The organism is Peribacillus sp. SRI_006, from assembly GCF_057586375.1.
This window is the reverse complement of record NZ_JBYCZT010000002.1, coordinates 159,883-180,948: the sequence shown is the minus strand read 5'-3', so window position 1 is coordinate 180,948 and position 21,066 is coordinate 159,883. Positions and strand designations below refer to the sequence as shown.

Genomic DNA, 21,066 nt, shown 5'->3' with positions numbered 1-21,066 from the left:
TCTGTTATTGTAGCTTGAACCTTCTGAACCTGCTTTTGCGCAAATTCCTTGCTGTAAGGGATGAACTTTGTACCACTTGATACTTTTTTCTATGCCACCTTGCCTTAAAGTAAATCTATATGATTTTAAGTCCTCACGGCCTATTATCTGAGAAGCGATAGATGATACATATTCTATTTCAACAATGAAAAGACCTTAACTTTTGCGTTAAGGTCATAAAAAGAACAAGCTTTACTTATCCTCCATTATTCTTTCTTGAGGTATTCTTCTAAAATCCTCTTATCATATTCAGATTCGGGTAAAAGGCCTAAACGAGTATATTCCCAAATAACCCTTCTTTCGTGATCATCTGCATTGGATAAATCCTCATAATCATAGTCAACCTTAAATTTACCGGTACTTTCTAAAGTAAAAGTTAAATTGGTCCATTGTTCTTGATTATTATTTTTAAATTCATCTGATAATAATTTTAATTCATCTAATAATTGATACCATAATTTATCATATTCTTCTTCGTTTAAACTATATATTTCAGGTATATCATGACTATAAATAGGCAATTCACTATTAGGATTATAATAAAAAAAGAAAGCCGTACCGGTACCGTCAGCAATTTCACCGTACATTAATACCTTTGACCATTCCTCTGGTATAGTTTCATTAATAGTTTGGGCTATTTTTTGATAAATACTATTAAGTTTAATATCATTCATACTTACCTACCTCCTGCTCAATTTTCAAATGTCCATATCTCCAATATTCCTAACTGGTAGGGGAGGATTTTAGTTTCTTTGTTACTATGTCTGTCTTATCCTTGGAGTGTTACTTGGGGATTTAATATTTCTTTTCTACTTTCTCACATAACCAGTTTCTGGTATTTAGGATTCTTTTTTCACCAAATTAAAAGAGCTTATCGAAAAAAACGATAAGCCCCTGAGTTTTATGCTTTTTGACTTAACCCCAAAAAAGACCCTGGATTCATTTACTTTTGATAGTCACTTGTAATCATCAACCATCTTTTCAACTTCATTGACTCTTATTCGATTGGTCCCATGAATTGAGTAATTAGATAAATATGCTCAATAAGTTTCACCTTTTTCAAGTTTTCCACATTCTCAGTTCCACCTAATCCAAGGAGAGGGGTATAACCAAAGCATTCATCAAAATCTGGTTCTCCATATTTATCAACTGCTTCAGGATAAGGATTCCAATCTAAAATTTCTTCGTAAAATGATTCATCTTCTAAATCAGGAAAGAAATATTTGAAACCGGACGATATCCCTTTAATTTCACCCTTTCTAAAATTAAGTAAAATTAAATATTTATTATCTTCCCAAACAACAAGATCCCCCATTGATGTAGTAAACAATACTAGAGCATCCTCGTTTCTTACATATACATCCTTTAATAGTTCCTTATATTTTTCTGGGTTAACAATATTTAAATACCCGTTTAAAATACTACCAAAACCATATTTATTCCACACTTCTAATACTTGTTCAGGTATGTAACCATTGAAATTATTAATAGTTTCTGCTTGTGCTTTTTCAAATAATTTAAAGTTATCAAAAATGTTAGTTGACATTTTTATAATCACCTCTATTTCATTGTATTAATTTCACATTTAAGTATATTGATTTTTTATCCACTTCCGTCATACTAGCTGCAATAGTTTTTATTTGTTCATCTATAACATCAATTCTATATCTCCATTGCGAACCAAGGGATGAATTAACCCTTTTATCTCCCATTCCACCAATATCAAGTGGATTGCCACCCGCAATTTGATCTGGATTATGTAAAGCAGCCTGTTCATTTATCCATACTGTAGCCTGCTTTTCTGATTCTTTTCTAGATAAGCCTGTCTCCCTTAACTCATCAACTTTATCTAAATAAGCTTTTACTCTTGCAGCCTTTTGAGCGCATTCCCTTCTAAAGCTCTTCCTTCTTCTATATATTTTTCTCTATTCTTTAAATACTCATCAATAGTTAAACCATTCAACCCTTTTTCTTGGTCTTTTAACTGTCTTGCGAATTCTTCTGCATTATGTTTAGGATTTTGCTTGAACTTGACTTCTATTTCTGAGATTCTTTGGACATGGTACAAAACACCCATCCCCTTACCACCATCACTCTTCACTGCAAACTTCTGCACGATATCCTTAATCGTCGTTTTATCAAATGTGACATGTTTATAGTTGTTTCCATACGCCGTCGCTAATTCTTCGGCCCTAATCCGGAGAGGTACTTCCACCTTGCCAATTTCCTGCCGAAGGCTTGAACCTTCTGAACCTGCTTTTTCGCAAATTCCTTGCTGTAAGGGACGAACTTTGTACCACTTGCTACTTTATCTGCGACCTTCGCCGCACCTGCCACACCGCCGATTCCGAGTGCCATCAATAGTCCGTTCTGGCTCTGTTCCTCGGTTAGCTGGTTGCCGAACATGTCTTTGCCGGTGGCCGCTTCGCCGAGGCCATTGGCTGCGAGGAGTCCTATAATTCGTATTTGACTTTCTGGCACATATATTATCGGATTAATTTTCCATTTCAACTTACCTTAAAACCATTGTTAAAGATAATTCTCTTCTTTCCTTTGCTCTCGTAATACACTGTTCACAGTCACAGTCTATTTACAGACAATAATAATTTAACACTTAGGGGTATTATAAAAATTATAGTGCTCTTTTAATTTTTAACGCTAAAAAGCACTCGTTGCCTTTAGTAGACAATCAAGCGCTTTAAGTTCATTTTCTAAATAAATCATTAAATTTCATGTTTTAATGTTGACAGTATGACATCTATGAGGGGTCCTATCTATTAAAATGTTATCCCGTCCTAATTCCGTTCTTATTACCTAATATTAAAATTACATTGACACACCTTGAAGGTACAACCTTGATGAGTCATGAATTCAAATTAGAGTGTATCTTCGAGTGTAAACAATTTAAAGGTTATTATTTTTCAACTCTTCAAACCACTCATTAGCAATATGATGGGCCGTTTTAATATCGTCATTAGTGTATACTAAATCATACTTGTATTCAGCTTTGAAGTTCCCACTCTTTACATCATATATTAATTTCATCTCAGTGGGCATATCTCTTTCATATTCTTTGCACAATACTTTTATTTTTTCAGTATTTTCATTGATAATATCAAGTACCATAAACCCTCGTTCAGTAGACACATCGTATCTTTCTTCCCCATTTTCCAATGCATCATTCAATTTATGAGACTTTACATACTTATTGTTAATCAAATAAAAGAAACTGCTCGAAATAATTCCTTCTTCACATGAAGCATAAACATATACTTTATCAGCTCTATCTTCAACATATTCCATACATATGGATATCATATCTGCTTGCAATTCACTAAATATATCTTCAAATTCTCTCATACTACTTTTTCACTCCTTTGATTAATTATTAAGATTTGCAGAACCAAACTCACCATCGATAGTGTATCTGACTATAAATTTCTCTGGACGCATATCGTTCCCAGAGTAAATTATATTTACATCAACTGTTACTTTTTTGGGAGGTGTTTCTTTTAGAGCTGCAGCCCATAGTTCTTCAAGTTTCTTATATTGCTTCAAATTAACATCAGATAATTGCGAAACCAAATTATCAATTTTAGGTGAGCCTCCAAACCTATCACCTGCCAAATGCCCTGCATGGTCTTGACCTTTTACTTTACCAGGTGTGTTTTTGCTGTGTGACAATCTATCTGTTCTCGTTGTTAATTGTAAATTTTCTGTTTCAAATTTTACAATCCTACCTACATTATCTGTTTCATAAAAGTAATCATACTCTCCTGTTTTATATCTAATATCAGGCTTTAACCTATTTTTTCTTCCGTTTGTAAACTGTAGTCTGTTGTCCACTAATGTTTTAACTTCACTTACTTCAGCCCTACCTTTACCCGTACCCTTTGGAATACTCTCCCCTAAAACACCATCTACTTTGCTATTCTTCACCGTGAATCTCTGATAGGCTTCCTTAATTGTCTGCTTTTCCATCACAACTTGGGGAAGGTTTGGTCCTCCTGCGAGTGAAACTTGTTCCATACTTATCCGTTTAGGTATTTCTTTTTTACCTAGTTCGTCACCTATATTTTTTAACGTGGTTTTTCCTGATCTCGCGATGTCTGTTATTGTAGCTTGAACCTTCTGAACCTGCTTTTGCGCAAATTCCTTGCTGTAAGGGATGAACTTTGTACCGCTTGCTACTTTATCGGCGACCTTCGCCGCACCAGCCACACCGGCGATGCCTAGTGCCATCAACAGCCCGTTCTGGCGCTGTTCCTCGGTTAGCTGGTTGCCGAACATGTCTTTGCCTGTGGCCGCTTCACCGAGGCCGTTGGCTGCGAGGAGTCCGTATATTCCGTATTCGGTTTTCTGGAGGAGGCTAAAGCCTTTTGTCGTTTTATAGGCATCTAGTGCGTGGTCTGCTGCATTAAGTCCTTTGGCCGTTTTGTATAGGGCGCTGCCGCCTTTGATGGCCCGGCCGGCCCAGCCGACGACGGGGATGAACCCAGCGGCTGCCATGGCGCCGGCGGCGATTCTTTCGGCATCGGACAGCTTGCGGCCCGTTACTGGATCGACTCCGGTTGAGGCCCTGATTGAATCATAATATCCCGTGAATTCCCCTGTAAAGGTTTTTGTCGTATCCCAGGCTTTTTCGTACCATGGGCGATTTTCGAGTTCTTCCATTTCCTGTTCGATTTTCCGGGCTTCTGCTTGTTCCTTTTTGAAGGTCTGATAGTCTTTCATCTGACCGGCGACTTCATCCTTTACTTGATAGACGTCACTGCTCTTGAATGCCGATTGATCGAACGTCATCGGCGATACATTGCCGTCCTGTTTGGTGGCATCAAGCAAGGCACGGAAGAGCCCAACGGCCACGTTTTCCTGCCCGACGGACACATCATATTCCTCGACCAATTGCCGGTCGATATTATCGACCTTTGTCACGGTGTCATCCAGCCTGTGCCCGGCCAGCGTGATTTTTTCATTAAAGTCCTTTTGATCGAACAGATCAAGAGGCAAAATATCGTCAATGCTGTTCAGGATTCTTTGGAGATCATTCGCTTGTTCATCGACAAGCGATTTGGCTTGGTTGATGCCGTTAGACACTTCGCCATCTAAAAAGGGAACCTCGACCACCGTATTTCCCGAGAGGTCCGCCTCTTCCAGACTGCCAGGTATGCCTTCCAAAAAACTGATTTGGGTCGTGAATAGTTCCATCCAGGCGTCCGCCACCTCGATTTGCGCTTCATAGAAGCTTTTGATGGCGGTAGCACCGGCTCCCTGAAACTCGTTATCAAGGCCGACAATGCCCTGAAATTCCTTTTTCAGGGCTGCGACTTCCTTCTTTAGATCTTCATATTGCTTAGCTCGCGACTTGGTTGCGGCCGTCAATGTCTCGGCTTCATATATTTTCATCTCACAGGATACCCATGTGAAGACGTATGAGAGATGGCTTCATCCTGTTCTTTTAATAAGTCAATGTTGGCACGGGTATCTTCCACATTTTTCTGGACGATTTTGATATATTGCTCGAAGACCTTCTCCAGGTTCGTTTCCCGATCGATCCATTTCGAAGTGAATTCCAATTTATTGTTGACAAGCTCGCCTGCCGGCAAATTTCCAAGCGTGACTGTACCAAGTGCCGTCTTCACTTGATCGACTTGCTTCATTACGGCAGGATGATTCAGTTTGATTGTCGTCATTAAAACAACCGCCTTTTTAAATCGGATATTTTACTTTCCAGCTGCTCAAATGCCTCTTCGCCTTTGTTCAAAAGGGAGTCGGCTTCTTGGGCTATATTCCCCGCTATGCTAAGAAGCGTATTCTCTGCATTCAGCTTTGTAATCATCGCTTCGATTTTCCATTGGTAATCATCATAATCGTCATGAATGATACTGAACATCACATTATAAGCATCATGACGTGCATCCTGAAAGTGATCCGAACGGTTCCCTGTCCAGCTGCCACCAAGCTCAGGCTCTTTTATTTTCCTAATCTCGTTAAGACACATGCTCTGTTCTTTTATAATATCGTTTTTTGCATTTTCTAATCGTTCAATTTTCACATTTAAATCAGCTTTTTTACTGGAGATAGCAGAGTGTATATTACTCAAAATATCTGCATATACCATGAAACTCACCTCAGAAAACAGTATAATCCTACACTAACTGTCATATTTTTCTTATTTAACATTATAAGGATTAAAGTCCGAGAGTTAAATAGGGAGAAATATGCTATTTTATCAGTTGAAAGAGAAGTTTGGCATAAAAAAGTTCCTACATACCATATTCTTTATACCCGGCATTTTACCAATTTTAAACAAGTAAACCCCTTGGATTCACTATATAAACTTCCAACACTTCATTCAAATTGCCCTTGACTGTATCTATGCAGCAGGTCATCCCGAACAAATTCCCTGCAAGAGGAGGATAAATGTGACCGCTCGGGATGTATCAAATCACCAAAAGGCAAATCAACGACAAATTTAACTTCACCTTTAAAATCCTGTCCGGATTCAGCATCAAAACCGATGACCTTCACAAAGCAAGTTTTGTGTCCGGTTTTCATAAAATCAATTACTGTTAACACATGATTATGTATATCATTCATACTTTTTCCCCCAACCATGAAATCATTAAATAAAAACATTTTTTACTAGCATTCCGATTAAAACAATTATGGTTTAGATCTCTAAGGTGTTAAAACATTGGAAATAGGCACTCCTGCTTTCCATTATTTACTTTATTTTTCTATGTATTTTGTTCAATCTACCCTTATTTAGGTGAAGTTACATGAACTGATTTCTTCATTCATTTATGTTTTTTTTCGTTTCCAAGCATGTTTATGATTTCCCATTCCTTCCACCGAAGGTCAGTCTGATAGCCTCGAGGACCTTCCCTCTTCTATATAGATTTATAACCTGCTATAATCTAAGGATTGGAGGTGTGAGAAATGAAAGAAATCATCCAGATATTAGCTGAAATCGTCAATAATCTTCACGATTTCATCCTATTCTTTGTAAGTGACACATTAAATTCAAATGCAACGGACAAAGATTTGCATTTTTGGATAATGGGAATCATCGGTATCATCATATTTTTGTTCGTGTTATTTTTATCTAATTTAATTGCCCGGATGCGTTTTGGGATAACGATACTCTCTTTCCTTTATACCTTTACAGTCATGGTTGTTTTAGTATTTGCCATAGAGATACAGCAAGCCCTTACCAGCAGAGGAAATATGGAGTTTCAAGATGCGGCGATAGGCCTATGGGGGTTCATCGTATTTTTCATGGTTTTTGCTGTATTATCATCCATATTCCTATTTGTGAAGAATTTTTTCAAGCAATCAAAATAAAGGTAACGATAGGTCACCTTGCTTAAAACATTCCTAATGCCTTTCAATAAATGGAAATTCGGGTTTTGTATTGGCGGGAATGATGGATTCTCTGCAGCATCATCTTAATTCGAAAGCAAGGTTACAGAGAAGCAAATATGATTTGAGGATTACTTCGATTCATTTTCATTGAATAAATCAACGCTGAACAGATTAAAAGAATCGTCGTCATTAATACGTTCCTGATCATTTCCTGATATATCAGGACTATTTTCCCTGCGGCGGCGATTTACTTCCCTTAATTCCGCTTCCAGGAATTCCGCTTGTTCGTGGGAAAGCTTGATCGTGATTTCATTATTTTGATCATCTGCAGCTTTCAAGAGGACATAGCTATCCGCAGCATTACGTAAAGTCACATTGCTTACTGTTAAGTTCATGTTCGCTAGTTCATATCTTGCCTTCATAATGTAAAAAGAACCTCCATCGGAAAATACCGGATAAAATAAAGTATATTAAATATACTCTACTTCAAGATATTTAAATATACAAATTCTTTGTTTGGAAAAGCCTTGAAACCTAAGAAAGCTACCTCCTTAAAGATTTCCGACAATAAAAAATTGGTGTGCCGCATCATTAAAGCTTCGTTCTTGAATAAGGGTAGAGAAGGGGTTCTTCCCTTGAAACTCCAGAAGTTCTGGATCCAATTTAGCAATTGAATGCGAATTCGTCCCTTTCTTAAAAAATACTTGAATGAATTCAGATTGACTATAAACAATGGAACCCTCCATTAGTGGAAAGGTTCCATTTATTTTTATAATTCTTTCTCGATCGCTCTAGTAATATGGTATGGACCCATGCCTTTATTTGAAGTAATGACGGTTCTCAATCGCTTTGACGGATATACCGCAGAATTGAAACTTACTCCCGGGTCATACCCCATAAGGTGGTATTTGAAAATCGCGTCATTTTTTTTACGGATCCATATACCATAGCCATAGTATTTCCCATCATCTTCTGTAGCAATATGGGTTTCCAATAAGAGATTGGTATATTCTTGCTTCAGTAACCGATTGGAAAATAACCCCTCCCAAAACCTGAACATATCTGATGTGGTAATATACGCCCCTCCATCCGCACTGCCTTTGATGGGAAGGGAATAAACGTAGGTTCTCCATGCTCCATTTTCTTCGTCTATGTACCCTAATGCAGTATTTTTAGGTAGCTGATCCATGGAAAAATAACCGGAGTTTTTCATTTCACAAGGCAGAAAGATGTTCTTGTCGATATATTCGGTAAATTAAAGTCCGGTTAGTTCCTCAACAATCAATCCTAATAAAATCTAGCCTGCATTATTGTAATGGAACCTTTCCCCGGGTTGAAACATCATCACCTCATTTTGAAACATTGGCAGGAAATCTTTTAATCCTTTTACATGGTACATCGGATTATTCTGCCATAGCTCCTCAAAATCATCCATCACTTCTTCATCAAAGTAATCAGGGATGCCCGAAGTGTGTGTTAAGAGGTGATGTATGGTCACATTTTGATTGAAAACAGGAAACATGATCCGAACACAGTTTTTAAGTTTAGAATCGAACCTAAGTTTTCCTTTTTGTATTAACTGGTAAATGGCTATCGCGGTAAACAGTTTACAACCGGAAGCAATACCGAACCTTGTTTCTGTCATATTCATGATTTCGTCCGCTCGATTGGAATAGCCATGTGCTGAACTATGAATCAGATCATCTCCCGCTTTCACACTGATTACACCCGAGAATTCAATTTCCTTTCCCGTTGCTTCAACATTCTTGGATATGTCCATATGTAGAGTCTCCCTTGCCGGTAAAATTTTCATTACTGATGTGTTGGCAAAGGTGCTTGTTAGGTCTAGCAAAAAACCCGCACCTTATGTGATGCGGGATAACTTATCTAAGATTTCACTCGTTATTTCCACCAAGTATCATAAACATTGATGGCTTCATTGCGTTTATGTTCGGTTTTAGTATACCATCCTTCGATGATTTCAGCTGCTTCCGTTCTGATTTCCTTGCCTTCAAGGTAATCATCGATTTCATCATAGCTAACGCCTAAAGCCACTTCATCAGGAAGTAACGGTTTGTCATCTTCTAAATCGGCCGTCGGTATTTTCGTATAAAGGCGCTCAGGAGCACCGACGAATTTCAGGATTTCTTTTCCTTGCCTTTTATTTAAACGGTATAAAGGAATGATATCCGCTGCACCATCACCATGTTTCGTAAAGAAACCTGTAATCGCTTCAGCTGCATGATCCGTACCAAGCACAACGCCTTTATACAGCCCGGCTAAATCATATTGCACCTTCATTCGCTCTCGTGCTTTAACATTTCCCCTTAAGAAATTCGATAGCTTTTCAGAAACTGCTTCTTCCACAGCTTTGATAGATGCATCCACCGCTTCCTTGATGTTGACTGTAACCGTTTGGCTTGGCTTAATGAATTTTAAAGCCAGCTGCCTGTCTTCTTCATCTGCCTGTACTCCATATGGCAAGCTTACAGCAACAAACTTATAGTCGCTGCCATTCGTTTCTTCATTTAATTCATTGACGGCGGTTTGGGCAATAAAGCCAGCCAGTGTTGAATCTTGACCTCCGGAAATTCCAAGTACGAAGCTTTTCAGAAACGTATTTTTCTTCATATACCCTTTTAATAGATCAACACTTTTCCTGAATTCGGCTTCGGGATCGATCGTTGGTTGGACAAGTAATTTTTTTACGATTTCTTTTTGTAATGGACGCATTGGCATTTCCCCGCTTTCTAATAAAATAGATAGGTCATTTCGTTAGCATTCTTTCTACTTTGGCTTTAACTTCATCTATATTCCTCATTTTATTATCCCAACAATCCTGGCTTAGATCTACCGGATATTCTTCAGGATTAAGGGCACGAAGGTACTCCGGCCATAATACTTGGAGATTTTTTTGCGTGAAGGCCTTGATTTCATCTATGGTCGGCAATTCATAAATCAAACTTCCATCCTTGAAAATATCCACATGCAGATCAACCGCATCAAAATCCGTGACGAATTTACTTAGGAATGTATGGACAGGATGAAACATTTTTAATTTTTCCTGCTCCTGCGGCTTCTCATATTCCATCGCCAAATAATCACCTTCAGCATGATGGTTCACTTTATTGATGATTCGATATACTCGTTTTAGGCCAGGTGTCGTGACCTTTTCAGGGTTAGAAGAAATTTTGATGGTATCTCTCATATTCCCATCTTCACCCTCTATTGAAACCATTTTATAAACAGCACCCAGCGCTGGCTGGTCATAAGCCGTAATCAATTTGGTTCCGATGCCCCAAATGTCAATTCTTGCTCCTTGTTGTTTCAGATTGATGATTGTATATTCATCCAGGTCATTGGAAGCGACAATCTTCGCATCATGGAATCCTGCAGCATCAAGCATACGTCTTGCCTCTTTCGATAAGTAAGCTAAATCACCACTGTCAAGACGGACGCCAATGAAATTGATTTTATCACCCAACTCCTTGGCAACACGGATTGCATTCGGGATGCCAGAACGCAATGTATCATACGTATCAACCAAGAATACACAGTCTTTATGGGAAACAGCATATTTATGAAAAGCCGTATATTCATCTTTATAAGCTTGGATCATGGAATGTGCATGCGTCCCTGAAACCGGAATGCCAAACAGCTTTCCAGCACGTACATTACTAGTGGAATCAAAGCCAGCAATATAGGCCGCTCTCGCTCCCCAAATTGCGGCATCCATTTCTTGCGCCCGCCTTGAACCGAATTCTAGGGCAGATTCTTCACCGATGACCTGCTTGATGCGTGATGCCTTTGTTGCCACGAGTGTGTGATAGTTCACAATGTTAAGCAACGCAGTTTCTATGAGTTGAGCCTCACCAAGCGGTGCTTCCACCCGTAATATCGGTTCATTGCCGAAGACGAGCTCCCCCTCTTTCATGCAGCGGATCTCTCCCGTGAAACGGATGTTCTTCAAATATTTCAAAAATTCTTCATCATAGTGCAGATCATTTTTTAAATAGTCGATATCACTTTCCGAGAAGGAAAAGTTTTGAAGGTAATGGACAATTTTTTCAAGTCCTGCAAAAATCGCATATCCGCTATTAAATGGAAGCTTTCTGAAAAATATCTCGAAAACTGCCTTGCGGTTATGTGTTTTGTCCTGCCAATAAGTTTGGGCCATATTAATTTGGTATAGGTCAGTGTGTAATGCGTAACTGTCATCGTTGTATTTTTTTTCCATGGATAGTTCCTCCCAAAAGAGAAGCATTCGCTTCCCTTCTATTCTGTTGCTTGAATCGAAATTATAGAATGGTTGCTCCAAGAGACCCTTTAAAATGTCCAAGCGCCCAATGGTGACCGGCATCATTGAACGAGGCCACTGCATGTTCATATACAAAAATTTTATAGCCTAAATTATAAGCGTCGATTGCCGTATGCAAAATGCAAATATCTGTACAAACTCCGACTAAATATACATCGGTAATGTGACGTTCCCGCAGGCGGATATCAAGGTCCGTTCCTGCAAAGGCCGAATAACGTGTTTTATCTATATAATGAACATTCTTTTGATTTTTATTTGTTTCATATTCCTCTTTTAACGCCCCGTATAGGTCTCTACCCATTGTACCGCTAATATTATGTGGTGGAAACAAATTCGCTTCGGGATGTAAGCGGTCTCCTTCTTCATGTAAATCAATAGCGAATACCGTATATTCGCCTTGTTTGATAAATTCCTTGGTTATACTGACAAGTTCCTTCTCGATATCCTGACCTGGCTTCCCGCAGGTCAATGAACCCCCGTCTGCCACGAAGTCATACGTATAATCTATATTGATCAATGCCTTTTTTCCCATTTCACCAATTCCCCCTTAATAGTAAATAGAGTCCATGACAACCTCTGCATTAAACCGGTAAAGCTGTGAAGGCCGATACGAATTACGTTTCGTTTTCTTTTGCATTCCCTTTTCATCCAATACTTTCTCCAAAAATGGAAGCTTCGGGGCCTTTGCATAAAAAAGGGAGTCTGCACTGATTTTTGCATCATCTCTGGCTGTCAGCAAAACCCGTTGCAGTTCAGAAAGTGTAAATTCATCAGGCAGGAATTTTTGGGCTATCGTCGTTTGCACCATTTCTTTTTTCAATACATTCATCGCTTCGTTAATAATTGTATAATGATCAAATGCAAGATCTAATTGTAAGGCTTCCTGAATCGTGAACAATTCAACCTCAGCTGCGTCATCATTCGCTTTTCTTTGATGAAGAAACTCTTCCTGGACAATTGCATAAAAAGCATTGGATATGATCCATCCCCTGGGATCGCGCCCTGGGCGGTCATAAACCCCGAAATGCTTGACATGGAATCCAGCTACGCCCGTTTCTTCTTTCAATTCTCGTTTGGCTGCTTCATAGGCAGTCTCGGAAGCATTGACAAAGCCTCCGGGTAAAGCCCATTTATCTCCTTCAACATTGGGGCTTCCTTCCTTATCTTTTGAGGCACGTTTGATTAATAATAGCTTCAAAAACATTTCAGGAGGGGCTTTCTCTGCCGTTTTCTTTGTAGTAATAGTAAAAATTGCAATATCTGCTGTGTATCCATCTGGAGTAATATATTTCTTTATTTCCTGCTGAGCCATGGCAACTCTCACTTTCTTTCACTAAGTATGGAATTAAGTAATTAGTAAATCTTTAATTACTAATTATAGTACTCTTCCTTGTGTGATTTAGCAACTCTAAAACAGAAAAATTTTCTAATTATTTAAATAATCATTCATTTTATTCCATGGAAAAGCCCGGTCATGATGAACCGGGCTTTTTTCATGGAATACTTTATACGGGATAGACCCCATGCTTACGATCGGTAAATGTCAATTGCTTACTGCTATACGCTTCATACCGCGCGCTCAATTCATCACGCAGGTCATTCGGCTGGATGATGCCATCAACGATCATTTCAGAGGCTAAGCGGTAAATATCGATATCTTCATTATACTCATTGCGCTTCTGTTCAATGAATTCAGGGCGCTCTTCTGGTTCCATCGCATTGATTTTATTAGCATAAACTGCATTGACCGCAGCTTCAGCTCCCATGACCGCTATCAATGCCGTCGGTAAGGCAAGAACGCAGTCCGGTTCAAAGGCGGGACCGGCCATCGCATATAGTCCGGCACCATAAGCTTTACGGACGATGACGGAAATCTTGGGAACAGTGGCTTCACTCATGGCCGAGATCATTTTCGCACCATGGCGAATGATTCCTGCTCGTTCGACCTTCGTCCCAATCATGAATCCTGGAATATCCACCAGGAATAACAGCGGTATATGGAAAGCATCACATAAGTTGATGAACTTGGCAGCCTTATCAGCTGAATCATGGAACAGGACGCCGCCCTTGACTCGCGGCTGATTGGCTATGATCCCTATCGTTTGTCCATTTAGCCTTGCAAGCCCAGTGATTAATTCAGGGGCAAATAGCTTCTTGATTTCACAAAATGATTGCCTGTCAATAACCCTATCGATCAGGTCATACATATTGAAGGCTGCATTCTGATTTTTAGGAATCAGTTCTTCCAAAGTTTTTTCGAAATCCGCAGGCAGCTCAGGTTTTACGCTTTTAGGTCTTTCTTGATAATTTCCTGGAAAATAGCTTAAGTACCTTCGCGCAAACGCGATCGATTCTTCTTCCGACTTGACAAGTACATCGCCGCATCCTGAAACGGAACAATGCATTTTCGCCCCGCCCATTTCCTCTTCGCTCACCTTTTCGCCAATGACCATTTCTGCCATTCTCGGTGAACCTAAATACATGGATGCATTGCCATCAACCATTACGACAATATCACAAAAAGCTGGAATATATGCCCCGCCGGCGGCAGACGGACCGAACAATAGACAAATTTGCGGGACTTTTCCTGATAGCTTCACTTGGTTGTAAAAGATGCGGCCAGCTCCGCGGCGGCCCGGAAACATTTCTACTTGATCCGTAATTCGTGCCCCGGCAGAATCGACTAAATAAAGAAGGGGCAGCTGTAACTTTTCGGCTGTTTCCTGAATGCGAATGATTTTCTCGACGGTCCTTGCTCCCCAGGATCCAGCTTTCACAGTCGAATCATTGGCCATGACACAGACCCTTTGACCATTGATTTTTCCGATGCCCGTAACTACACCATCAGCAGGCAGACCAACACTTGCACAATTGGCAAAGAAAGCGTCCTCTATTTCTACCCCTTCATCGAAAAGCAGCTCTAGACGTTCACGTACGAAAAGCTTTCCTTTTTCAGCGTTTTTTTGATGATACTTTTCTAAACCGCCTTTTTTAATCGTTTCAACCGTTTCGGTTAGTTTATCCGTCGTTACCATCCCTGTTCCTCCTTCAATAGAAATCATTGGCCTCTATATACCGGTTTGCGTTTTTCCTTGAATGCTGACAGACCCTCCAGTCGGTCAAGGGTTTTTAAAGTTGTCTGATAGCAGTCATTTTCAATTTGCAATCCTGTTTTCAAGTCGGTCTCAGCCCCTTTATTGATCGCCGCTTTTGCAGCCCTGAGTGCTAATGGGGCATTGACCGCAATCTCCTTAGCCAATTTTTTCGCTTCCTCAAGTAAATGTTGGGGTGAATATACATGACTGATGATTTTCAAGGCATGTGCCGTTTTTGCATCCAATCTCCTTGCCGTATAAATCAGTTCTTTCGCTGTCGGCATTCCGACTATCCGGGGCAGTCGCTGTGTACCGCCTGCACCAGGGATGATGCCTAATGACGTTTCAGTCAGCCCCACCTTTGCCGTTTCCGATGCGATGCGTATGTCACAAGCGAGTGCCAATTCCAGCCCACCGCCAAAAGCCGAACCGTTGATCGCAGCGATGACTGGTACTGGAAGGTTTTCTACAGCCGTAATCGTGTCTCCGATCAACTTGACTGTCTCCTTGACCTTATCATCATTCATACCCGCTCTTTCCTTAAGATCCGCACCTGCACAAAACGCCTTTTCACCTGCTCCCGTTATAATGACTGTTCGTAAATTGGAATCTCTCTTCAATTCATCCAGCCCTTCGATTAAGCAATGAAGCAATTCTGTGGATAAAGCGTTAGCAGCATCCGGCCGATTCAAGGTCACGAAGGCAATTCCCTTTTCTTCATACCTTATATCAACTAATGAAGTCATACATTCACCTCGATTTCGCTTATTGTGCGTTATTTACAGCCATCTGATGGCTAGGCAATGGTTTTTCCAAAAAGCTTTGCAACATGGCCGCAGCCTTCAATAGCTTTTCGGGATTGATTCCTGTGTGAATCCCCATTTTATGTAGCATATGAACCAGGTCATCCGTAGCCACATTTCCGCTCGCTCCTGGTGCATACGGGCAGCCCCCTAAACCTCCGAGCGAAGAGTCGAAAGTGTCAATACCATAATTTAGTGATTCAAGGATATTTGCGAGTGCCATTCCCCTTGTATCATGAAAATGGAGGGCAATTTGGCTCATATCATATCTTTTTACAGCCTGTTCAAGGAACAGTGCAACCTGTCTTGGAGACGCGACCCCAATGGTATCACCCAACGAGACTTCATCGATGCCATATTCAAAAAGTTGATCACAAACACGGAAAACCTGATCAGTCGAAACCTCCCCTTCATACGGACAGCCGAAAACGGTTGAAACATAGCCCCTGACCGTTTTCCCGCTATTTGCTGCTGTCCTGATGACATCCTTCAATATTGGAAAGGTATCGGAAATCGACTTATTGATATTTTTTAGATTATGCGTTTCACTGGATGACATGAACACGGAAATATCATCGATATTGGCGTCAAGGGCCGACTCCAGTCCCCTTTGATTCGGTACAAGGGCCCCATAAGTGATACCAGGCTTGCGCTTTATTCCCTTAGCCACCAGGACGGCATCACTCAATTGGGGAATCCACTTTGGGTGTACGAATGAAGTCACTTCTATATAAGATAATCCTGTATCAGAGAGCTGATCGATCCACTCCATTTTGCTTTGTGCAGGTATTATGACCTTTTCATTTTGCAGCCCATCACGGGGTCCAACTTCCTTAATTGTCACTTTTTCAGGCCAATTCATCATACCCCTCCGTCCCTTTATTCAATGACGGCCAAAACGTCGCCTTCATTTACGAAATCCCCTTCATTCACTTTTAGTTCTTTAATGGTGCCAGCTTCCTCGGCTGCAATGGGGATTTCCATTTTCATCGATTCCAAGATAATGATATCCTGTCCGTCGGTTACACTTTGCCCCTCATTTGCTACGATTTTCCAAACGCTTCCTGCCATGCTTGCCTTTAATTCTGCCATTTTATTTTCCTCCCGATCATTATGTTTTAAGTTATACAGTCAATTTTTGAATATATTTCGCAATGAAATCCGTAGTCGTATCTCCTTTGGAAAAAGCCTCATGAGAAATTATTTCCATCAGCAAAGGAAGGTTTGTTTTAATTCCTTCGATTTTATAGCTTGCCAGCGCTTCTCTTAATCTCTCAATCGCATTATCCCTCGAGTCGCCGCTCACCACCAATTTGGCGATCATCGGATCATAAAAGTGGGATACGACCGAAGTTCCATGAACGGCCAATTCATGACGGATCCCTTCACCTTCCGGAAGTTCCATGGTGGTGATTCTCCCCGGTGCCGGATAAAAGGTTTTCGGATCTTCAGCATAAATGCGGACTTCAATGGAATGTCCGTCCTGTTTAATCTCACTTTGGGTGAAATCCAATTTGTTGCCCGATGCAATTTTAATTTGCTGTTCGACTAAGTCCAGTCCCGTAATTTCTTCAGTGACAGGATGCTCTACCTGAAGGCGTGTATTCATTTCCAAGAAATAAAAGTTTTTATCTGCATCTACTAAAAATTCGAGTGTGCCCGCATTGCTATAACCGATGGATTTTACCGCTTTCACTGCAGCCATTCCCATCCTGTTTCTTGTTTCTTCGTCAAGGAAAGAAGATGGAGCCTCTTCCACGACCTTCTGGTGGCGCCTTTGAACGGAGCATTCCCTTTCCCATAAGTAAACAGCATTCCCAAAGGAATCCGCCAATACCTGAATTTCGATATGACGAGGCTTCTCAATCAATTTTTCTATGAACATATCTCCATTGCCAAAAAATAATTGGGCACGTTTTTGATTCCCTTCGAAGGCTTTGGTTAGTTCATCTTCATTAGCAACGGCCTGCATGCCGATTCCGCCGCCGCCTGCTGCTGCTTTTAACATCACTGGATAGCCAATCTTTTCGGCAACGGCTGCCGCTTCTGCACTATCAATTAACGGTCGCGAAAATCCAGGCACCAATGGAAGTCCTGCTTGCTCCATCTTTTTCCTCGCCTCGACTTTATTGCCCATTTGCTGAATGATCTCTGGTTTGGGACCAATGAATATCAAGCCGGCTTCTTCGCATGAACGTGCGAAATCTGCATTTTCACTTAGAAAACCATATCCAGGATGAATGGCCTCCGCTCCGGTTTCCTTAGCTATTTCCAAAATCTTATTGACGTTTAAATAGCTTTCCTGCACTCTCGGGCCACCCAATAAATATGCCTCATCCGCCAATCCCACAAAAGGCGAATCCGAATCTGCTTCCGAATGGACAGCGACAGTAAGTATTCCCAGCTTCTTGCATGTACGAATAATGCGTGATGCTATTTCTCCCCTGTTTGCGATAAGAATTTTTCGAATCATTCGATATCCTCCTTATTTAGTGCGTTCCGTTAGTAGGTCAAGAGTTTGCTGCCGAAGCTTATACTTTTGGATTTTTCCGGATGCAGTCATTGGATAAGCATCGGTAAATTGAATGTAACGCGGAATTTTATGAAAAGATATTTTCCCTTTGCAATACTCTATCAATTCTTTCTCCGTAAGGGTTTCTCCTGCTTTCAAAATGATCCATGCGGCTACCTCTTCCCCATATTTCTGATCTGGAACGCCGAGTATCTGGACATCGACAATTGCAGGGTGTTGATAGAGGAATTCTTCAATCTCACGGGGATAAATATTTTCCCCTCCGCGAATGATCATATCTTTCAGCCGGCCAGTAATCTTGCAATAACCCCTCTCATCCATCACTGCCAAATCTCCCGTATGAAGCCAGCCTTCCGTGTCAATCGCCTGCTCAGTGGCTTCCGGGTTATTATAATAACCCTTCATTACATGGTATCCCCTCGAACAGAGTTCACCCTGCATGCCCCGCGGGACTTCCTCCCCTGTAGCCGGATCGACAATTTTCACTTCCACTTTCGGCAAAGCCCTTCCCACTGAAGAAACACGAAGTTCGATCGGATCGTTCGTTCTTGTCATCGTAATTCCTGGAGAAGATTCCGTTTGACCATAAGTAATCGTGATTTCCGTGATGCCCATCTTATTCACCACGCTTTTCATGACTTCAATCGGACATGTCGAGCCTGCCATGATACCAGTCCGTAACGAGCTTAAATCATACTGGTCAAAGTCATCGAGATTAAGTTCAGCAATGAACATCGTCGGTACACCATGAAGCCCAGTACATTTTTCGGCTTCAACTGTCTGAAGGACAACGTGTGGATTAAATTCCACAATCGGCACCATTGTTGCCCCAACTGAAACAGATGCCATCGTACCAAGGGAACAGCCGAAACAATGAAAAAACGGAACCGGGATGCATAGCCGGTCGGCTTCGGTCAGCTTCATGCACTCTGCGACATTCAATCCGTTATTGACCAAGTTGGAATGCGTCAGCATCACTCCTTTTGGAAATCCTGTCGTCCCTGATGTATATTGCATGTTAATCACATCACCTGGAGCCAATTCCTCCATCCTCATATCGAGCGATTCCTCCGAAACGGATTCGCCTCCGCTAATGACTTCATCCCATGAAAACGTTCCGGGATAACGTTTTTCACCTAAAACGATGATATTTTTTAATTTTGGCAGTTTCTCAGATTGTAATTTTCCTGGTTCTGCATTTTTCAATTCAGGTACGATTTCGTACAGCGTATCTATATATGAATGATCCTTATATTGTTCCATCAGGATGATCGTCGTCGAATCGGATTGCTTAAGCAGGTATTCCAGTTCACTTGAGCGGTAATTAGTATTGACCGTCACCAGCACCCCGCCCATTTTCGCGGTGGAAAATTGGGATATAAGCCATTCCGGTTTATTGGATGCCCAAATGGCGATATGTTCCCCTTTTTTAATATCCAGTGACATGAACCCCCTGGCAGCCTTTCGGCAAATCTTTTCAAATTCGCGATAAGAATGGCGCAGGCCTAGTTCATGGTACACAACTGCTTCATTACCACCGTATTGTTCAGCTGTCCTTTCAAGCAATTTCCCGATCGTAACATCTAGCAAATCAGACATCAAACTCCTCCTAATCAAATAAAGGTAAGAATGAACGCTTTTTGCTGTATAGATAACATCTGCTTTTCACCCAAATGAACCCCAAGCATCAAGTTCATTTTACGTTCCGTAAAGATTAACAGCCTAATTGCCTGGCGATAACGAGTCTTTGAATTTCGGATGTGCCTTCACCAATTTCCAATAACTTAGCATCTCTTAAATAGCGTTCCACTTCATATTCACGCATGTAACCAGAGCCGCCGTGTATTTGAATCGCTTGATTGCTGGCGCGGAACGAGGTCTCACTAGCAAAGAGCTTGGCGTATGCCGCTTCCTTTGCAAAAGGTTTTTTATTGTCTTTTAACCATGCAGCCTTATATACCATATTCCTCGCCAATTCGATCTCCATCGCCATGTCTGCAAGCTTGAATTGAATGGCCTGGAAATTTGATATGGTTTTACCGAATTGGATGCGCTCTTTTGAAAAAGCTAAAGCTCTGTCAAAGGCAGCCTGAGCGATACCGACGGCCAAAGCTGCAATGGAAATCCGTCCTCCATCAAGCGTGAATAGGAATTGTTTGAACCCTTTGTCCGGATCTCCCAATAAATTTTCCTTTGGCACCCGAACATTATCCAGAATGATTTCACAAGTATTGGAAGCCCGGACTCCCATTTTTTCATAATTGCTATTGATCGTCAGCCCTTGGGTATCGGTTGGCACGATGAATGCCGAGATGATGTTTTTGCCCTTTGAATCTTTTCCCGATACAGCAGTGACAGTAACCGTTCTTGAATAGCTGGCATTTGTTATCCATGTTTTTTCGCCATTAATCACATATTCATCACCATCCAACACGGCAGTCGTTCTCGTACCGCCAGCATCGGAACCCGCATTAGGCTCTGTCAACCCGAAAGCTGCCAGGGTTTCACCGGTCGTGATTGGAACCAGATGTTTTTGCTTCTGTTCTTCGGTTCCAAAATAGTAAATTGGACTTGCCCCGAGCGAAACGGCTGCGGCATAACTTAAGCCGGTTCCCCCGCACGCCTTGCCAATCTCTTCAACGGCAATGGCATACGAAATCGTATCTCCGCCCGAACCGCCATATTCTTCAGGAAACGGAATTCCAAGCAACCCGAGTTTCCCCATTTTTTTGAATACATCCTCCGCAAACATGGACTTTGCGTCCAACTCTATCGCAATCGGTTTAATTTCCTTTTCAGCAAATTCCCTTACCATTTCCTTAATCATTTGCTGTTCTTTTGTAAGTGAAAAATCCATATGTTCATTCCCCTTTCTATTGAGACCGACTAGTTGGTCTGTACAAATCAAGT

General features: G+C 41.0%; 21 protein-coding genes and 2 pseudogenes. 1 reads left to right on the top strand and 22 read right to left on the bottom strand.

What is annotated here, in order from left to right; translation table 11 throughout:
* Window positions 1-245: 245 nt before the first annotated feature.
* The 9 genes and pseudogenes from AC2YHV_RS03195 to AC2YHV_RS03155 all read right to left on the bottom strand — a co-directional run bounded on the left by AC2YHV_RS03195 (window position 246) and on the right by AC2YHV_RS03155 (window position 6,639).
* Complete coding sequence (locus AC2YHV_RS03195) at window positions 246-713, bottom strand: antitoxin YezG family protein (protein WP_145505751.1); 468 nt, start codon at window positions 711-713, stop codon at window positions 246-248.
* Window positions 714-1,036: 323 nt separating this feature from the next.
* On the bottom strand, window positions 1,037-1,585 hold the full coding sequence (locus AC2YHV_RS03190) for a T6SS immunity protein Tdi1 domain-containing protein (RefSeq protein ID WP_328118388.1): 549 nt from the start codon (window positions 1,583-1,585) through the stop codon (window positions 1,037-1,039).
* A 19-nt stretch (window positions 1,586-1,604) separates the two neighbouring features.
* Window positions 1,605-2,116: pseudogene (locus AC2YHV_RS03185) on the bottom strand (polymorphic toxin type 15 domain-containing protein).
* Between the two features lie 101 nt (window positions 2,117-2,217).
* Window positions 2,218-2,445 carry a hypothetical protein gene (locus AC2YHV_RS03180; protein WP_487372564.1) on the bottom strand — a complete coding sequence of 76 codons (228 nt, stop codon included), beginning with the start codon at window positions 2,443-2,445 and terminating at the stop codon, window positions 2,218-2,220.
* A 498-nt stretch (window positions 2,446-2,943) separates the two neighbouring features.
* Window positions 2,944-3,399, bottom strand: a complete 456-nt coding sequence (locus AC2YHV_RS03175) for an immunity protein YezG family protein (protein ID WP_275732376.1) — start codon at window positions 3,397-3,399, stop codon at window positions 2,944-2,946.
* Between the two features lie 21 nt (window positions 3,400-3,420).
* The gene (locus AC2YHV_RS03170) at window positions 3,421-5,445 is read right to left on the bottom strand and encodes a T7SS effector LXG polymorphic toxin (protein WP_487372563.1); all 2,025 of its coding nucleotides are present in this window, start codon (window positions 5,443-5,445) and stop codon (window positions 3,421-3,423) included.
* The gene (locus AC2YHV_RS03165; RefSeq protein WP_487372562.1) at window positions 5,442-5,732 is read right to left on the bottom strand and encodes a YwqI/YxiC family protein; all 291 of its coding nucleotides are present in this window, start codon (window positions 5,730-5,732) and stop codon (window positions 5,442-5,444) included. The genes AC2YHV_RS03170 and AC2YHV_RS03165 overlap by 4 nt, the downstream gene beginning before the upstream one ends.
* On the bottom strand, window positions 5,732-6,160 hold the full coding sequence (locus AC2YHV_RS03160) for a YwqH-like family protein (protein ID WP_034312189.1): 429 nt from the start codon (window positions 6,158-6,160) through the stop codon (window positions 5,732-5,734). Before AC2YHV_RS03160 ends, AC2YHV_RS03165 begins: the two co-directional genes overlap by 1 nt.
* A gap of 230 nt (window positions 6,161-6,390) precedes the next feature.
* Entirely contained in the window at window positions 6,391-6,639 is a 249-nt protein-coding gene (locus tag AC2YHV_RS03155) for a hypothetical protein (protein ID WP_487372561.1), read from the bottom strand.
* Window positions 6,640-6,981: 342 nt separating this feature from the next.
* Here AC2YHV_RS03155 and AC2YHV_RS03150 point away from each other — a divergent pair, with 342 nt between their 5' ends.
* Window positions 6,982-7,386: a hypothetical protein gene (locus AC2YHV_RS03150; protein ID WP_063576322.1), complete on the top strand. Its 405-nt coding sequence runs from the start codon at window positions 6,982-6,984 to the stop codon at window positions 7,384-7,386.
* A gap of 149 nt (window positions 7,387-7,535) precedes the next feature.
* Here the strand turns inward: AC2YHV_RS03150 and AC2YHV_RS03145 are convergent, their stop codons facing one another.
* From AC2YHV_RS03145 to AC2YHV_RS03085, 13 genes and pseudogenes are all read right to left on the bottom strand, one after another.
* Window positions 7,536-7,829, bottom strand: coding sequence for a hypothetical protein (locus tag AC2YHV_RS03145; RefSeq protein ID WP_063576323.1), 294 nt, complete (start codon window positions 7,827-7,829; stop codon window positions 7,536-7,538).
* Between the two features lie 347 nt (window positions 7,830-8,176).
* Window positions 8,177-9,187 (bottom strand): annotated as a pseudogene (locus AC2YHV_RS03140) (serine hydrolase domain-containing protein).
* Between the two features lie 122 nt (window positions 9,188-9,309).
* Window positions 9,310-10,140, bottom strand: a complete 831-nt coding sequence (gene nadE, locus AC2YHV_RS03135; protein ID WP_487372560.1) for an NAD(+) synthase — start codon at window positions 10,138-10,140, stop codon at window positions 9,310-9,312.
* Between the two features lie 34 nt (window positions 10,141-10,174).
* Window positions 10,175-11,644, bottom strand: a complete 1,470-nt coding sequence (locus tag AC2YHV_RS03130) for a nicotinate phosphoribosyltransferase (RefSeq protein WP_034312208.1) — start codon at window positions 11,642-11,644, stop codon at window positions 10,175-10,177.
* A 61-nt stretch (window positions 11,645-11,705) separates the two neighbouring features.
* Entirely contained in the window at window positions 11,706-12,257 is a 552-nt protein-coding gene (locus tag AC2YHV_RS03125) for a cysteine hydrolase family protein (protein WP_095678377.1), read from the bottom strand.
* Window positions 12,258-12,272: 15 nt separating this feature from the next.
* Entirely contained in the window at window positions 12,273-13,037 is a 765-nt protein-coding gene (locus AC2YHV_RS03120; RefSeq protein WP_487372559.1) for an NUDIX domain-containing protein, read from the bottom strand.
* Window positions 13,038-13,230: 193 nt separating this feature from the next.
* On the bottom strand, window positions 13,231-14,760 hold the full coding sequence (locus AC2YHV_RS03115) for an acyl-CoA carboxylase subunit beta (RefSeq protein WP_487372558.1): 1,530 nt from the start codon (window positions 14,758-14,760) through the stop codon (window positions 13,231-13,233).
* A 23-nt stretch (window positions 14,761-14,783) separates the two neighbouring features.
* On the bottom strand, window positions 14,784-15,566 hold the full coding sequence (locus AC2YHV_RS03110) for an enoyl-CoA hydratase (RefSeq protein ID WP_487372557.1): 783 nt from the start codon (window positions 15,564-15,566) through the stop codon (window positions 14,784-14,786).
* Between the two features lie 19 nt (window positions 15,567-15,585).
* On the bottom strand, window positions 15,586-16,488 hold the full coding sequence (locus AC2YHV_RS03105; protein WP_487372556.1) for a hydroxymethylglutaryl-CoA lyase: 903 nt from the start codon (window positions 16,486-16,488) through the stop codon (window positions 15,586-15,588).
* A 14-nt stretch (window positions 16,489-16,502) separates the two neighbouring features.
* Window positions 16,503-16,715 carry an acetyl-CoA carboxylase biotin carboxyl carrier protein subunit gene (locus AC2YHV_RS03100; RefSeq protein WP_034312225.1) on the bottom strand — a complete coding sequence of 71 codons (213 nt, stop codon included), beginning with the start codon at window positions 16,713-16,715 and terminating at the stop codon, window positions 16,503-16,505.
* Window positions 16,716-16,746: 31 nt separating this feature from the next.
* The gene (locus AC2YHV_RS03095) at window positions 16,747-18,096 is read right to left on the bottom strand and encodes an acetyl-CoA carboxylase biotin carboxylase subunit (RefSeq protein WP_063576330.1); all 1,350 of its coding nucleotides are present in this window, start codon (window positions 18,094-18,096) and stop codon (window positions 16,747-16,749) included.
* A gap of 12 nt (window positions 18,097-18,108) precedes the next feature.
* The gene (locus AC2YHV_RS03090) at window positions 18,109-19,746 is read right to left on the bottom strand and encodes an AMP-binding protein (RefSeq protein WP_487372671.1); all 1,638 of its coding nucleotides are present in this window, start codon (window positions 19,744-19,746) and stop codon (window positions 18,109-18,111) included.
* Window positions 19,747-19,870: 124 nt separating this feature from the next.
* On the bottom strand, window positions 19,871-21,013 hold the full coding sequence (locus tag AC2YHV_RS03085) for an acyl-CoA dehydrogenase (RefSeq protein ID WP_487372555.1): 1,143 nt from the start codon (window positions 21,011-21,013) through the stop codon (window positions 19,871-19,873).
* Window positions 21,014-21,066 lie beyond the last annotated feature (53 nt).